Annotated in this window: 13 protein-coding genes; 3 read left to right on the forward strand and 10 right to left on the reverse strand. The window is 38.7% G+C overall.

Going from position 1 to position 15,373, the window contains the following annotated elements:
- Positions 1–237: 237 nt before the first annotated feature.
- The 7 genes from CBM24_RS08315 to CBM24_RS08350 all read right to left on the reverse strand — a co-directional run bounded on the left by CBM24_RS08315 (position 238) and on the right by CBM24_RS08350 (position 8,220).
- Positions 238–912 (reverse strand): TetR/AcrR family transcriptional regulator, encoded by a 675-nt coding sequence (locus tag CBM24_RS08315; RefSeq protein WP_070569195.1) that lies wholly within the window; start codon positions 910–912, stop codon positions 238–240.
- 361 nt (positions 913–1,273) lie between these two features.
- A complete protein-coding gene (locus CBM24_RS08320; protein WP_088163491.1) occupies positions 1,274–1,840 on the reverse strand; it encodes an OmpH family outer membrane protein in 567 nt (188 codons plus the stop codon).
- Positions 1,841–1,943: 103 nt separating this feature from the next.
- On the reverse strand, positions 1,944–2,477 hold the full coding sequence (locus CBM24_RS08325; protein ID WP_046671928.1) for an OmpH family outer membrane protein: 534 nt from the start codon (positions 2,475–2,477) through the stop codon (positions 1,944–1,946).
- Positions 2,478–2,900: 423 nt separating this feature from the next.
- Positions 2,901–5,465, reverse strand: a complete 2,565-nt coding sequence (gene bamA / locus CBM24_RS08330) for an outer membrane protein assembly factor BamA (RefSeq protein WP_075991764.1) — start codon at positions 5,463–5,465, stop codon at positions 2,901–2,903.
- Between the two features lie 113 nt (positions 5,466–5,578).
- Positions 5,579–6,316 (reverse strand): isoprenyl transferase, encoded by a 738-nt coding sequence (locus tag CBM24_RS08335; protein ID WP_088163492.1) that lies wholly within the window; start codon positions 6,314–6,316, stop codon positions 5,579–5,581.
- Positions 6,317–6,626: 310 nt separating this feature from the next.
- Entirely contained in the window at positions 6,627–7,511 is an 885-nt protein-coding gene (locus CBM24_RS08345; protein WP_088160856.1) for an NAD kinase, read from the reverse strand.
- 46 nt (positions 7,512–7,557) lie between these two features.
- Positions 7,558–8,220 (reverse strand): CBS domain-containing protein, encoded by a 663-nt coding sequence (locus CBM24_RS08350; RefSeq protein WP_075991767.1) that lies wholly within the window; start codon positions 8,218–8,220, stop codon positions 7,558–7,560.
- 252 nt (positions 8,221–8,472) lie between these two features.
- On the opposite strand from CBM24_RS08350, the gene CBM24_RS08355 reads away from it, so the two are divergent.
- Positions 8,473–9,306 carry a 1-acyl-sn-glycerol-3-phosphate acyltransferase gene (locus CBM24_RS08355; protein WP_088160857.1) on the forward strand — a complete coding sequence of 278 codons (834 nt, stop codon included), beginning with the start codon at positions 8,473–8,475 and terminating at the stop codon, positions 9,304–9,306.
- Positions 9,307–9,311: 5 nt separating this feature from the next.
- Positions 9,312–10,271, forward strand: a complete 960-nt coding sequence (locus tag CBM24_RS08360) for a GNAT family N-acetyltransferase (protein WP_075991769.1) — start codon at positions 9,312–9,314, stop codon at positions 10,269–10,271.
- Between the two features lie 77 nt (positions 10,272–10,348).
- On the opposite strand, the gene CBM24_RS08365 is transcribed toward CBM24_RS08360, so the two are convergent.
- Genes CBM24_RS08365 through CBM24_RS08375 form a run of 3 tightly spaced genes read right to left on the reverse strand, consistent with a single transcriptional unit; the run spans position 10,349 to position 14,213 of the window.
- Complete coding sequence (locus tag CBM24_RS08365; protein ID WP_088160858.1) at positions 10,349–11,089, reverse strand: MIP/aquaporin family protein; 741 nt, start codon at positions 11,087–11,089, stop codon at positions 10,349–10,351.
- A gap of 9 nt (positions 11,090–11,098) precedes the next feature.
- On the reverse strand, positions 11,099–12,598 hold the full coding sequence (gene glpK / locus CBM24_RS08370) for a glycerol kinase GlpK (protein WP_088160859.1): 1,500 nt from the start codon (positions 12,596–12,598) through the stop codon (positions 11,099–11,101).
- A gap of 37 nt (positions 12,599–12,635) precedes the next feature.
- The gene (locus tag CBM24_RS08375) at positions 12,636–14,213 is read right to left on the reverse strand and encodes a glycerol-3-phosphate dehydrogenase/oxidase (protein WP_088160860.1); all 1,578 of its coding nucleotides are present in this window, start codon (positions 14,211–14,213) and stop codon (positions 12,636–12,638) included.
- Positions 14,214–14,663: 450 nt separating this feature from the next.
- Between CBM24_RS08375 and CBM24_RS08380 the strand changes: the two genes are divergently transcribed.
- Positions 14,664–15,170, forward strand: a complete 507-nt coding sequence (locus CBM24_RS08380; RefSeq protein ID WP_232475726.1) for a thioredoxin family protein — start codon at positions 14,664–14,666, stop codon at positions 15,168–15,170.
- Positions 15,171–15,373 lie beyond the last annotated feature (203 nt).

Below are 15,373 nucleotides of genomic sequence, written 5' to 3' on the forward strand. Positions count from 1 at the left end.
TTGAACCATGTAATCAACAAAGCTAACTTTTTCTGTCTTTTCCATACCTTAAATATAACGAAAATCAACAAGAAACAAATTAAAAACTTGAATATCAATAAAATAAAAACCAAACACTTTTGCAACGGTCTTAATAAATTATTGGAAATTTTTAATGGTGAATTTAGGCTGTAATGAAAAACGTCCAAGAAGGAATTATTTCTTCTTGGACGTTTTCTCTAGTTGTATCTGAGTAGACTACAGCTCAACATCAGAAAATGTCTGTTCTAATATTTTACGCATCGTTTTCTGAATTCGTTCTTTTCCTGCTTCGGTATTTACATCAATACCGCAAAATGTACTACCTGTAGATTTTGCCTGAAGGCTCAAATAATAAATTGAACTGACTAAAATCGCTAATGTCGCTCTAAGGTCGTTTTCGGAGTTTTCGAATTTTGAATCGACATGTTTAAATAGTTCTTCGCCGAGCAATTCTCTTCTGTCGGCTATATTTTTAAGCGCTTTTGTTTTTTCGCCCAGTCCCCAATGAATAACTTTTTGCTTCGTCTTATCCTTCAAAAAGGTGTTAAATTGAGATTTAAGCAATTCTTCTATCAAGGAGATACTGATGGAGCCCGGGTTTGTGATCATTTGTTCCAATACGCCCTTGTCTCCGATTTGCCAGAAATCTTTTTGTGTTAGGTAAGCTTCCACCAGTTGATCGAGACCGCCAAAATAATTCCATATTAATGCTTTGTTCAGTCCACATTCCAAAGCAATATTAGGCCCATTCAATGCATGGTATCCTTTTTTCTGAATTACCTTTCCGACAGCAGCGATCATTCGCGCCTTGGTGCGTTCCTTGTCGCGAATAGGACCGGAAGTTACCTTTCTTTCTTTTTTAGGATTATCCTCAATTACTTTCTTTTTCATGCGAATAAAATCATTTTAACGACGAAGCTTTCCTGGGTACCTTATATTCGTCAGTTAATGAACAAATTTGGGACCATGAAGTTTTCATTAGGGTAGATATGTTTGTTTTCCGAACCAATATCTACAATTTAGCTGGTAAATGCAAGAAAATCAAGCAGCAGATTTTTATTTACACTATAATTTGACTGATTCGATAAGCTTTTGAGTTTCCCTTATTCTTTTGGCTGTAGAACTGGAGCGTATTTGGTGCTGTCGGCGCTGTACGCTGATTGCTATTCACTTGCCATTGGGAAAATAGATAGGCAATAAAAAAGGGATTATCGATAGCGATAATCCCTTTTTTATTGCCTTGTATACTAGCTTATTTTCTTGCTGGAGCAGCAGGAGTAGCTGTAGCTGAAATACCTAATTTCGTTTTTACTGCAGCAGTTAAGTCTTCTCCACCTTGGAAATAAGGAATATTTGTACTAGAAATATCAAATACATAAGCCATGCCTTTTTCTTTAGAAACAGCATTTACAGCTTCACCAACTTTTTTGTGTATAGGTGCAATTAATTCTTCTTCTTTTTTACCTAATTCATCTTGAGCGGTTTGTTGTGCTGTTTGAATACGCGCTTGGATATCTTGTAACTCTTGACCTATTTTGTTGATTTCTGGATCAACAGTTTCTTTATTTGCTTCACTTCTGTTACGCAATTTATCGTTTGCATCTTTTTGTTTTGTTTGATAGATGGTAACCATATCTTGAATTTCTTTGGTTTTACCATCGCTCAATGTTTTCAACTGCCCTTCAGCTGCTTTAAATTCAGATGTAGACTGAATAATTTCAGCAAAATTGATATGACCAATTTTTTGCTGCGCATTTGCGAATTGAGTTGAGAAAAATACTGCCACTAAAGCAACCGCACCCTTTAATAAATTTTTCATGCTTTTCATTTTAATCTAATGAGCCATCTTTATGGCAATCTTTTAGTTTTCTAATTAATTACTACTATTACTATTTGTGTCCACAATGATAATAAACTCCCGCTTAGTTTGCAAGACTCGGATTGGGTTTATATCCTAATTTTGTAATGACATCATTACTTTTATTCAATTTGGGATTGGCATAGAGAAAAGTAGACTCATTGCCCTTGTCCATAATAAAATCAATTCCCTGAGCAGAAGCAACATCTTGGATAGCTTTTGCTACACGGTCTTGAATAGGCTTCATCAATTGAGTCCGTCTTTTAAAGAGGTCACCTTCAAATCCAAACTTTTGCTTTTGATAGTCTTTTACTTCTTTTTCTCTTGTCACGATTTCATCCTCACGGCGACGACGCATATCTTCATTTAATAAAACCTGGTCCTTTTGATAAGCCTGATATAGTTTTTCAATCTCAGCATATTTCTGATCCACTTCTTCCTGCCATTGCTTAGATAGGTCATCTAACTGTTTCTGTGCAGTCGTATATTCAGGGATATGTTTTAGGATATATTCTGAATCAGCATATGCAAGTTGTTGGGCAAATGTCGCTGTAGCACTCACGACTACAAAAGCTATAACTAACAATATTTTTTTCATATTTCCTGTAAGTTTTTATAGACTATACTTTTTATTATTTAACACTAATTTACCTTATGACTTCGGATAATCCCAAAAGTTTAATTCGAGAAAATCGCTCTACGTAAATTTACGGCTCAAAAATAAGAAAAAAGAAGCAATCTAACAGATATTTCTCGGGTTTAACACTATTTAACTTGTTGAAGAATGCTCCAATGCTAGTTGCCTGAGTGCTGTTTATGGCTTCTTTTCTCGGGGATCATAACCGTACTCAATATAAGAAAATTTATAAGATATATAGGGTGATTTCGCATTTAATCCCATCGGGTGGACATGAAAGAAAAATGCATGATTTACTGGAAAATAATCTTAAAACAAAAAAGCTATCTACAATTTCTTGCGATAGCTTTTTATTTTATTTCGACAGGATTGGATCAACAAAGATTAGAATCCACCCATATTTTGCATGATACTAAATGTAAAGTTTTGTTTCCATGTACTGCTTGGTAAACCCGGGATAGGGTCGAATGCATGGCCGTAATCTATTCCTAGCATACCGAAGATAGGTAAGAAGATACGGGCACCAACACCTGCAGAACGACGTACTTTAAATGGATTGTATTCGGTGAACTTGTTCCAGGTATTTGCCGCTTCAGCGAAAGCCAATACGTAAACTGTTGCCTGATCATTTAACATCACCGGGTGACGTAATTCCATTTGATATTTCGTATAGATTGGACTACCTGAATTTCGTGCCACATTCACATTTTGTGTTCCTTCAGGAATGATTACACCATTTGCATAACCACGTAACGCAACAATTTCAGATCCTTGTAGGTAATCAAACCCTTGCATACCATCCCCACCGACTTTGAAACGCTCGAAAGTTGATATTTCAGTTTTGCTGGAGTATTTACCCAAGAAACCAAATTGAGCTTGTGCTTTGAAAACAAGTTTTCCCGCAATTTTTGCATACCACTGCGAGTCAAATTTCCATTTGTGGTACTCTGTCCAACGGTAGCGTTCCTGAGCCGAACCATTTTTATAATCAATGTTGTTAAACAATGAATATGGAGGCGTCAATTGCACCGAGAATTTGATGTTTGAACCCGAAGTAGGATAGATAGGAGCATCGATCGAATTACGGCTAAACTCTTGCGTCAAGTTGATGTTATAAGCTGTACCATTATCAAATAGGAAGTAATTTCCATAGTTCTGAAGCTTATAACGTTGGAATGACAAGGAGGTGTTTGCCTGGAACCAGTTGTCTGGCCATTGCAAACGCTTACCTAATGTGGCGGTAATACCAGTCATCCAAATACGATTCAACTCGGAATCCTTAACAATTTGCTCGCCAGTATAGTAGTTAAATCCACCATATGATGAACTCGAAGTATAGGCGCTCAAACCAAAATAAATTGGTTTTTTACCACCCAACCAAGGCTCGGAGAAAGAGAAACTATACGATTGATAACGTTTACCTGAAGTTTGACCACGGACACTCAACTTCTGTCCATCTCCACGTGGTAGCGGTTTCCAGGAACTTTTATCAAAGAAATTACTGGTAGAGAAGTTGTTAAATGTTAAACCTAAGGTACCGATGATCTGACCGGCACCATAACCACCCGAAAGTTCAACCTGATCCGAAGGTTTTTCAGTAACATTATAAACAATGTCCACTGTACCATCCGCATAATTTAGATTTGTCGGTACTGGGTTTGTCTTTTGCTCATCAAAATTTCCCAACTGCGCAATCTCACGCACACTGCGCATAATTTGTTCTTTTGAGAATTTTTGACCAGGTTTTGTATAAATAGAACGTAATACAACACGGTCGTTGGTTACATCATTACCTTTAACAATAACGTTATTGATGGTATATTGAGCACCTTCATAAACACGTAAATTTAAATCGATGGTATCGTTATAAATACGCGTTTGTTCGGGGTCTACTGAGAACGTAAGATAACCATCGTTCATATAGATTGAAGAGATGTCATCACTATTTTTTGTAGGACCCATCAATTTTGCTGTTAATTTTTCTTCCGAAAAAACATCACCACGTTTGATACCTAAAATTTTATTTAGTAAGGTGTCAGAATACTTCGCGTTACCTGTCCAAACAATATTACCTACATAATATTTAGGACCTTCATAGATGTCAAAATTAACCAACACATTTTTTTCACCCTCGCGAATAACCGTATCTTTCAAGAGCGTCGCATCACGATAGCCTTTGGCTGCCATTTTCTTGATTAGGTTTTCTTTACCTTCTTTGTATTTTTCTTCCTTGAATTTTCCAGGACCGAAAATACGGTACCACATTTTTTGCTTGATAGGTTTGGCCATTTTTCTCAATTCTTTTTGAGAAAAATGTTCATTCCCTGTAAAAGTCATTTTTTTGACTCTTACCTTATGTTTTTTATCCACATCGGCAATAAGTATTTCATTATTAGCCTGTGCCGAGTCTTTCACTGTTTTTAGGGTGATCTCCGGATATAAAAAAGCTTTTTCTTTTAAGAACCGTTGGATTGTAGCACGTGTGGTGTTCATCAAGTTTTCGTTGACAATCTTACCAGTGTTACTATTTAAACGTTTGCGAACTTCTTCGGTCTGGCTTTTACTTAGACCGTTGATATCAATACGAGTTAAACGAGGACGTTCTACTACACGGATGGTCAAAAATATATTTTCACCTTCAATTTTATCTGCCCATAATTCGACATCATCAAAGAGGCCTTGAGCCATCATATCCTTCACTACTTTTGCAGTCGCCTCACTTGGAACTTCCAAATATTGACCTACTGACAATTTAGAGATCGTAATTAATACATTTTTATCTAAAAATTGTGTTCCAGTTATATCAATAGCACTAATTACATAGTTTTTAGGATTGAGATAGCTGATTTTTTCTGGGTCATTTAAATTGAACGCACCTTTGTCTTGTCCGTAGACAAGCTGCATTGATGAGAGACCAAAAAATAGTATTACGGGTAGTATACGCTTCATTTATCTATAATTATTGGCGCTAAAGTACACCAATCGTTTGTTAATTTTTGTTAATTAAGAAAATTTAACCAGCTTGCTTTTTTTCAAATCAGTGGTCAAATTTAATAAAATCTTTATAACTGTTCACTTGTTTTTCCAAACCTTCTTTCGCGTTGCTGATAATCGACGATGGATTTAAATAAATCTTCTTTCGTAAACTCAGGCCACATCTTATCTAGGAAGCATAATTCTGAATAGGCAATTTGCCAAAGTAGGAAGTTACTTATTCTCAATTCTCCGCTGGTACGTATCAGAAGGTCAGGATCGGGTAGGTTTTGTGTATAGAGATTTGCAGCGAATAATTCATCGTTAATTTCGTCTGCATGGAGTTTTCCGTCTTTTACTTGTTGCGCTAGATTTCGAGCAGCGTCCACAATTTCTTGTCGAGAGCTGTAGCTCAAAGCTAATGTCAACGTACAGTGTGTATTTTCTTTCGTTGCTTCAATGGTCTCCTGCAGCTTTCTTTGTGCATTTGAGGGTAATTTGGTGATATCACCAATAACATTCAAGCGGACGCCATTCTCCTGAAAAGTTTTGATTTCTTTTTTAAGGGAAGTAACCAATAGTTCCATCAGTGCCATCACCTCAAGTTTAGGTCGATTCCAGTTTTCTGCAGAAAATGCATAAAGTGTCAGAAATTTAATATTGGCTTTTACACATCCTTCTAATGCTTCTCGTACTGCTTTTACACCATTTTGATGCCCAAATACACGAAGTTTCCCCTTCTGTTTTGCCCAACGGCCATTGCCATCCATGATGATGGCGATATGCTGTGGCAATTTAATAGTATCTATCTGATCTAAAAAACTCATTTTTGCTGTTTTCAATAAAATTAACACCTTAGCCATAAATGCTATTTTGGCGTTTTAAAACCTATTTTTGGTTTCTTGTATTGTTATCAATGATTATTGTTTGTTTAACGTACTTTTCATTGATTAATTATTGCACCTGGATTTCTATTATGGATATTCTTATTCCGTCTTCCTTTATTTCTTCCAAATATCGATTTTTAATTGGAAATTCAGAAGTACAATATGTAGAAAGATTGTTTGAAGCATCTTCATCTAGCAGATTATCTCTTTTCCTTCATGCAAAGCGAGGCTGTACGAAGCTATTAATAGCCTAATAGTTTCTGACATCGATGCCCCAAAGTAATTTTTCCCGCAGCGTGCTGAAAAAGCTTTCATGCGGGAGCCTAATGAGATTAATAGTAAATGGAGCCTGTTTAATGGTTAATTTTACAGATGTATCAATGGATTCGTTTTTGGAATCACAGCTAAGGATGTATTGATTGCTTCGACTCTCTATTTCCAATTCAAGAGTAAACTGATTGGAGATGACAATGGGTCTCACATTGAGGTTGTGCGGAGAGATGGGGGTAATGACAAAATTGCCACTTTCTGGCATAATAATAGGTCCGCCGCAACTCAACGAATAAGCTGTGGATCCGGTGGGGGTAGCGATAATTAGTCCATCAGCCCAGTATGAATTCAGTAGTTCGCCATTGATGCGTGCATTGACCGTAATCATGGCCGAGCTGTCATAACGAAATACGGTAATATCATTGAGCGCATAGTGATTGCCTTGAAACAAATTAACCTGTTCAGATTCAACAGAGAGCAACACGCGCTTCTGTATCGTAAAACGTTGGTTCAGTATATCGTCGATGGCATCCTCAAAATCATTTTTATTGATAGAAGCTAAAAAACCGAGGCGTCCAAAGTTTATACCTGCAATTGGAATTCCGGAGTCTTTAATCAGGGAAACAGCAGATAACATGGTTCCATCTCCGCCCAGACTCAACATAATGTCAATATCGTCTTTGATTTCTTGGTAGGTATTGTATGTTGAGAAGTTAAAGGTACATTCAAATTGTGATAGCAGAAATTCATGAAATGGATCATAGACCCAGATCTCAATATTTTTATCGACAAGATATTCAAATAAGTGTTTCACATGTGGTATAACAGAGGGCTGAAACTCTCTTCCATATATTGCGATTCTCATATTGTTTTCAATTTATGGGGCAAAGATGAGAAAAAACTAATCCTAATCAAATGTTAATATAATTCATGAGCTGCTGATAACGGTCGGCAGTGTCGTCAAATGCAGCTATGGTATTATGGGTTTCAAGAACTAAATAGTTGTGTCTTAGGAATGAATTCAGTAATGCATTAATGTTCGACTTGTCGACTTTAAGGGTAACTTCAATATGGTCACTTTCCAAATTTATTTTGGTCGCACAATTAAGTATTCTGCAATTGTCACTTTCAACAAGGTGCGCAATCTGTGAAAGTGAAAAATCATGTAAGCCAATTGCCAACACAATAATAGCCCCAGATTCATTTTGCGATTGAATTGAACTTATTGCCTTTAATATATCTAATTGCGTTGACACACCAATATATTTGTTGTCTTGATCTAAAACAGGAATGATTGTACTATTATATACAGTTATCATCACCAAGGCATCGTAAGGGTGTTGATTAAACTTCAGCTGTATGGGGGCTGTATTTATTTTTATGGATGAAAGGGGAGCATCTTCATCTTCCGCATCCAATAAGATGGTTTCATTAACCAGGCCAATATAGTCGTCACCATTTAAAACGACTAATTCTTTACAAAGCATATCTTGCAGCTTCTCTAGCGCTTGTTGTATTGAATCAGCATTTTGAATACTGAAATCAGCATTTGAAAGAAATTGACTTATTAGCATACTCAAACTTAATAAAAAAAGTAGGTGAAAAGAAATTTTACAGATCAGATTTATGCTTAATTCATTGATTGCTTGTAATACCTAAAATACGAAGAACAGCGAAAGATTACATAATTGCAAATAAGTACAATTTTAAAGTTTAAAATTGTACTTTTATTACCATTCTGTTATTATTTTTGTCAACGAATTGGAATAGGCATAAAACGGGGCCTAAATGGAGGAGAAGTATTTTTAATTGGAACAGTAAGATTGATGATCACAAGCGAGAGTAAAAAGTTTATTGATATACGTGAAGTTATTCACAAAAAAAATGCGGGGCTTGCTAAATGGATTCCGTCTTTTTTACTTAATTATTTAAAAAGGACAATTCATGAAGACGAGATAAATGATATTATGACGCGCTTTGCAGATCTTCAAGGCTTGGATTTTGTTGATGCATTGATCAACGATCTGGATGTCAAGGTCAATTTGTATGGGGCAGAAAATATTCCCGTATCGGATCCGGTTATTTTTGCGTCCAATCACCCTTTGGGAGGATTGGATGGTATTGCATTTATGCACGCTATAGGTAAGTATAGACGCGATGTGAAGTTCTTGGTTAATGATATTCTTTTAAATATAGGTAATTTGAGGCCTTTGTTTGTCGGTGTCAATAAGTTAGGGGGGCAAGGGAAACAGGCGATCTCTGCGATTGAGGAGGCCTATGGAGCGGACGATGCGCTACTGGTGTTTCCTGCAGGTTTGGTTTCCAGAAAACAAAACGATGGCCACATAGAAGACCTCGAATGGAAAAAAAGTTTTATTAGCAAATCAAAAAAATATAAAAAAGATGTCATTCCGGTGTTGATTGACGGTAAAAACTCTAAGTTTTTTTATAATTTTGCAAGGCTTAGACAGAAATTGGGTCTCAAGGTAAACATTGAAATGTTATATTTACCTGATGAAATGTTTGCCCAACGCGGACATACCGTCAATATTATAGTAGGAGAAAGAATCCCTTATACAGCGTTTGATCAATCAAAAAACGAAAAAACTTGGGCTGAGGAAGTGAAAAGAAGGGTTTATGGATTGGCTCAAGAAAAATAGAATTTATGCAAGAAATTATACCTCCAGTTGATAGAGAATTATTGAAGACCGAATTGAATAAAGACGTCTTCTTACGATATACCAACAATGGAAATAACGAGATATATTTAATCAACTATCATAATTCGCCAAATGTCATGCGTGAAATTGGGCGTTTGCGAGAGTTGACTTTTCGTGGAGCAGGGGGAGGTACAGGACTTTCAATTGATATCGATGAAAATGATACATGCGAAGATTGTTACGATCAGTTGATCGCATGGAATCCCGAAGATGAAGAAGTGGTTGCTGGTTATAGGGTAATCAAATGTGCTGAGGCTGGTGAAGTAAATGGTATACCCAATTTATCAACAGCACATTATTTTCAGTTTTCCGAATTGTTCACGAACGAATATCTACCTTACACCATAGAATTGGGAAGATCGTTTGTACAACCTAAATACCAACCGGCCATCGACAATAGAAAAGGAATTTTTTCATTGGACAATCTTTGGGACGGTTTAGGGGCTTTGGTGATGCTTAACCCTGAAATTAAATACCTCTTTGGTAAAGTGACCATGTATCCACATTACAATAAAGATGCACGGGATATGTTGCTTTATTTTATGGATTACTATTTTCCTGATCATGATAAATTGGTGCTTCCTCTTCCGGAATTGGAAATCAAAAATGATTACGAACGTTTTGTAGGCGTGTTTGATGGACTGGATTATAAAGAAGGATATAAGGTGTTAAATAGTCATGTGAGAGCGTTGGGTGAGAATATTCCACCGTTGATAAATACGTATATGAACCTATCACCTACGATGAAATCATTTGGCACTGCGCGTAATGACGAGTTTGGTACGGTAGAAGAAAAAGGTATACTGATTGTAATTGATGACGTGTATCCTGTGAAAAAGGAACGTCATATGAACACGTTTGATCGGGATCGTGAATACGGTCATAGAAAACCCAAACGTGGGTAACAACAAGCGTGGATAACAAAATAAAGGGGGATTCAATTATTGAATCCCCCTTTATTTCGTAGGTACAGTGATCTTGATTAGGCCGGTTTTATACAGGTATAAAGTGCAAAGGCTAAAATAGCGCCCAAGATAGGTCCTAGGATTGGAATCCAGGCATAAGACCAGTCGGAGCTTCCTTTCCCTTTGATAGGCCAAAGGGCATGAAATAAGCGCGGCCCCAAATCCCGGGCAGGATTGATGGCATATCCCGTAGTTCCACCCAGCGAGAGGCCGATGGCCCATACGAGAAATGCAACGGGTATAGCACCAAGAGAGCCCATGCCAATAGGAGCTGTTTTTCCGTCGATGGTCACATCTTGTCCTGTTATGAAGAAAATAACAAAAATCAAAACAAAGGTTCCAATGATTTCACTTGCCAGATTTGTTGACGTATTTCGGATGTTGGGTATCGTAGCGAAAACACCAAGCTTGGTGGTTGGGTCTGCTGTTGCATCGAAATGGTCTTTGTGCATGATGTAGGTTAACATGGCGCCACAGAAACCACCGGCAATTTGCGCGAGAATATAGCCAGGTACTTCCATCCAGGGAAGACCATGATTGAGAGCGACGGCAATGGTTACCGCAGGATTGAGGTGGGCTCCGGTATAGGGGCCAGCAAATACAACACCGACATAGACTGCAAGTGCCCATGCGGTGGTGATTACAATCCATCCTCCATTTTCTCCCTTTGTTCCTTTCAAGATAACGTTGGCCACAACCCCATTGCCTAAAAGAAGGAGGAGGGTTGTGCCGATAAATTCTGCTAAATAATGGTTCATGCTTGTTGGTTAGTTTTCGGCCCAGTACTGTAATGCTTTGACACCCTTGGTCCAGAGCTTAATGATCTTTTTTGTTTGCTCTTCTTGCTCTGCTTCGGGTTCAAATATACGATCCTGTGCCCAAAACTTTGATATCTCATCCTCATTTTTCCAGAATCCCACGGCCAGCCCTGCGAGGTATGCTGCCCCCAAAGCTGTAGTTTCTGTGATTTTAGGGCGTACAACTTTGCTGTTAAGCACATTGGCCTGAATCTGCATGAGTAGGTTATTTGCCGTTGCGCCGCCGTCTACACGTAGCTCTTTGATCGGTATGCCACTATCCGCTTCCATTGCTTGCAGCACATCACGTGTCTGGAGGGAGATTGCCTCTAGTGAGGCGCGTGCTATATGCCCATTGGTGGTTGCACGCGTCAGGCCAAATAGCGTCCCTTGTGCACGAGCATTCCAGTACGGCGCTCCCAGTCCAGCAAAGGTAGGGATGAATGTGACGCCGCCGTTATCCTTCTCTGTAAGTGCTAATTGCTCTACGTCCGCCGATTTGTAGATGATGTTGAGGTTGTCGCGTAGCCATTGGACCAGTGCGCCACCGATAAAGATGCTTCCCTCCAAAGCATATTCTGTTTTCCCGTTGATTTTCCAGGCGACAGTAGTTAAAAGGTTATTCTTTGAACGGATTGGTTTATCACCGATGTTCATTAGCATAAAGCATCCTGTACCATAGGTGTTTTTGACCATCCCTTTTTCAATACATTGCTGTCCGAAAAGTGCTGCCTGCTGGTCGCCGGCAATTCCTGCAATCTTGACTTTGTGTGCAAAAATGGTTGTCCGGGATTCTCCATATATTTCACTGCTTTCTTTTACTTCGGGCAGCATGGCAGCGGGGATGTCAAATAATTCGAGTAGCTCCTTATCCCATTCCATGCTATGGATGTTAAAGAGTAAGGTGCGGGAAGCGTTCGTTACATCTGTGATGTGCGCATCGCCACGCGTGAGGTTCCAGACGAGCCAAGTGTCTATGGTTCCACAGATTAATTCTCCGTTTTGTGCTTTTTCCCGTGCACCCTCCACGTTATCCAGAATCCATTTTATTTTGGTTGCAGAAAAATAGGGGTCTAATATCAGACCTGTTTTCTCCTGGATTAGCTCATGTTTTCCAGAGCTACGTAACTCGTCGCAATAATCTGCGGTGCGTTTATCTTGCCATACAATGGCATTGTAAATGGGCCTTCCTGTTTCTTTTTCCCAAACGACCACAGTTTCGCGTTGATTGGTAATACCAATGGCGGCAATATTTTTGCCGTTTAATCCTGCCTTTGTGGTTGCTTCCGCTGTGACACCTGCCTGCGTTGACCAGATTTCATGTGGATCATGTTCGACCCATCCCGGTTGTGGGAATATTTGTGTAAATTCCTTCTGGGCAACGGAGACTATATTTCTGTCCTTATCAAAAATTATAGCCCTGGAGCTAGTGGTGCCTTGATCCATTGCCAAGATGTATTGTTGTTCCATAATTGAGTAATTGAGTATTGCTGGTTATTTTTTTGTATTACTTTAAGATATAATTTTTTGCAACTTTTTGAAAATGCGCTATTTGATCATTTTGCCAATCTTGATCTTTTTCCAGCTCCTGTGCGAGTATTTTTGCGACTTCAGGAGCAGCTTCAATTGCAGCTTTCGCATCAAGAAATAGTATCCGTACTCGACGGGATAGGACATCTTCCACAGTTCTGGCAAGTTCATTGCGTGCCGCCCAAACAACTTCAGCCTTTTTGAATTCAAGATGTGCTATTAATTTTTCGTTCCATTCCGGATTTTCTTGCGCCAATGCGTTGATCGCATCTTGGTCGGCGCCATAAATATACATATGATTGCTTCTGTCTGATGTCGGAATGGCGCTATAAATCTTTTGACTGGCAGACCGGCTTTCTTTTTGTGGCAAACAACCAATTTTTATCGCTTTGTCGATGGTATCTTGGCCCATTCGACGGAATGTTGTCCACTTTCCACCCGTTAAAGTAAGTAATTTGGAGTCGCTGACGATAACCTTGTGGCTTCGTGAGATCTCTTTGGTTTTGTTGGAGTTGCCTGTAGGGGCTGCCAGCGGACGTAGGCCGGCGAATACGGCTAATGCATCGGCTCTTGTTGGTTGTTTTGTCAGGTAGCGTCCCGCAGTTTTCAGAATAAAATCGATCTCCTGCTCCAAAGCTACCGGTTCAAGGCTATGCTCGTCTATAGGGGTGTCCGTTGTTCCCGCAATGACCCGATTGTGCCAGGGTACCAGGAAAAGGACCCGTCCATCATCCGTTTTTGGGATCATAATGGCGTCGTCGCCAGGAAGAAACGATTTGTCAAATACCAGGTGGACCCCTTGGCTGGGACGTACCATTTGTTTTGCTTCCGGTCTGTCCATTTTTAGGATGTCATCGACAAATATTCCTGTAGCATTGATAACAGCCTTGCCTTGTAGGGTGAAAACTTCACCCGTTTCGGTGTCATTAGCGATGACACCATTTATTCGACCACCGCTGTCTTTGGTGAGGTTATTGACTCTTACGTAATTCAGCGCGACGCCGCCCATTTGAATACAGGTTTGCGCAACGTTGAGCGCAAGTCTTGAGTCGTCAAATTGTCCGTCTTGATAAACCACGCCGCCATATAGCCCTTTAGGTCTAACGGTGCTTATGCGGTTAAGGGTTTCTTCTTTGTTGATATGAATGGATTTTCCCAAACTTAATTTACCTGCCAGCAGGTCATATATTTTCATTCCTATGGTATAGAATGGGCCATCGAACCAACTGTAATTGGGGATAATAAAGGATTGATTTTTGACAAGATGGGGAGCGTTTTTTTGAAGTAGACCTCTTTCGTGAAGTGCTTCTTTAACCAGGGAGATGTCGCCCTGAGCCAAGTAACGTACACCGCCGTGAACAAGCTTCGTTGCCTTGCTCGAAGTTCCTTTTGCAAAATCAACCTGCTCCAACAAGATTGTTCTGAACCCTCGGCTTAAGGCATCTAATGCAACACCCAATCCGCTGGCGCCGCCACCTATGACGATAACATCCCATGCGCTCGTATCTCTTATTTTTTCGATCAGTTTTGACCTTTTGAATTCTTGGTGTTTCATTTTGTTTCGTTTTGGATTTTTGTAGTGAATCTTCTGTACTTGTTTTACTACTTCCTTTATACTAAGTTATGCTATATTTGTCGAATTTTAAAGGAAATTAAATAATATTTATGTTAAGGTAAGGTGTTTGTTTTTGTTTTGTTTTGTTTTTATTTTAGCAAAAGGAAGCCTTTCTAGTTTTTGCCAGTGACAGGATATGGCGTATCAACAGGTTGTTTTTTACTTCTCCACAATAGAGTTGTCTTTAATATTGACTGCATTCTGATCGCTTAAGCTGATGTGTGTACGACTTAATCGCGTTTTTATAAACCCGCTGAAATAAGGTCTGTTGTGATCTTGGGTGTTTTTTTTTCATGGTCAATAGCTATATAATGTTTAACCATTATATGCTGCTTATGTTTTGGTTTGGGGAAATGATTTTGTAATTTTAGATCACTATTTAATTTATTTATGATGAGAAATATAAGATTATTACTGTGTGGAGCTATCGTGTTTTTTGGGACGGTACTCGTACAGTCCAAAGCGTTCTCACAGCAGCTTGCTACAGCTCAGGATGTTTCAAAGCCTTACAATCCAGACGCTAATGCACAGAATGATATTGATCAACTATTGGTTCAGGCAAAGAAAGAAAAGAAAAATATCATCATCCAGGCTGGTGGGAATTGGTGTGTCTGGTGTTTAAGGTTTAATGATTATATCCATAAAACGGCAAGTGTCGACAAGTTGTTAAAGAGTCATTTCCTCTATTATCACCTCAATTATTCAAAAGAGAATAAAAATGAGGCTGTGTTTCAAAAGTATGCTCCTGAAGGGAATAAACTAGGTTATCCATTTTTTATTGTTTTGGATAGAAATGGAAAAACGTTGCATGTACAGGAGAGCGGCAGCCTGGAAAAAGGGAAGGGTTATGATGAAGAAAAAGTGCTTAATTTCTTTAAAGCTTGGGTCGCAAAATAAAAATTACCGACTATCATATTGCTATTCTCCACTAAATTAACAGTAGTGCGTAAATAAAACAAAAGCCCCTTTTAAGGGGCTTTTGTTTTGATGTAATAAGTTGGAAGATCGGATAAGGGTTACTCCCGTAAAACTTAGCCTTTCTTTGTACAGTAAGTCGGGAAAGATTGGTGATCAGCATACTAAATTATCCGAATTTCCGC

Origin of the sequence: Sphingobacterium sp. G1-14, from assembly GCF_002196555.1 — a bacterium.
Lineage (GTDB): Bacteria > Bacteroidota > Bacteroidia > Sphingobacteriales > Sphingobacteriaceae > Sphingobacterium > Sphingobacterium siyangense.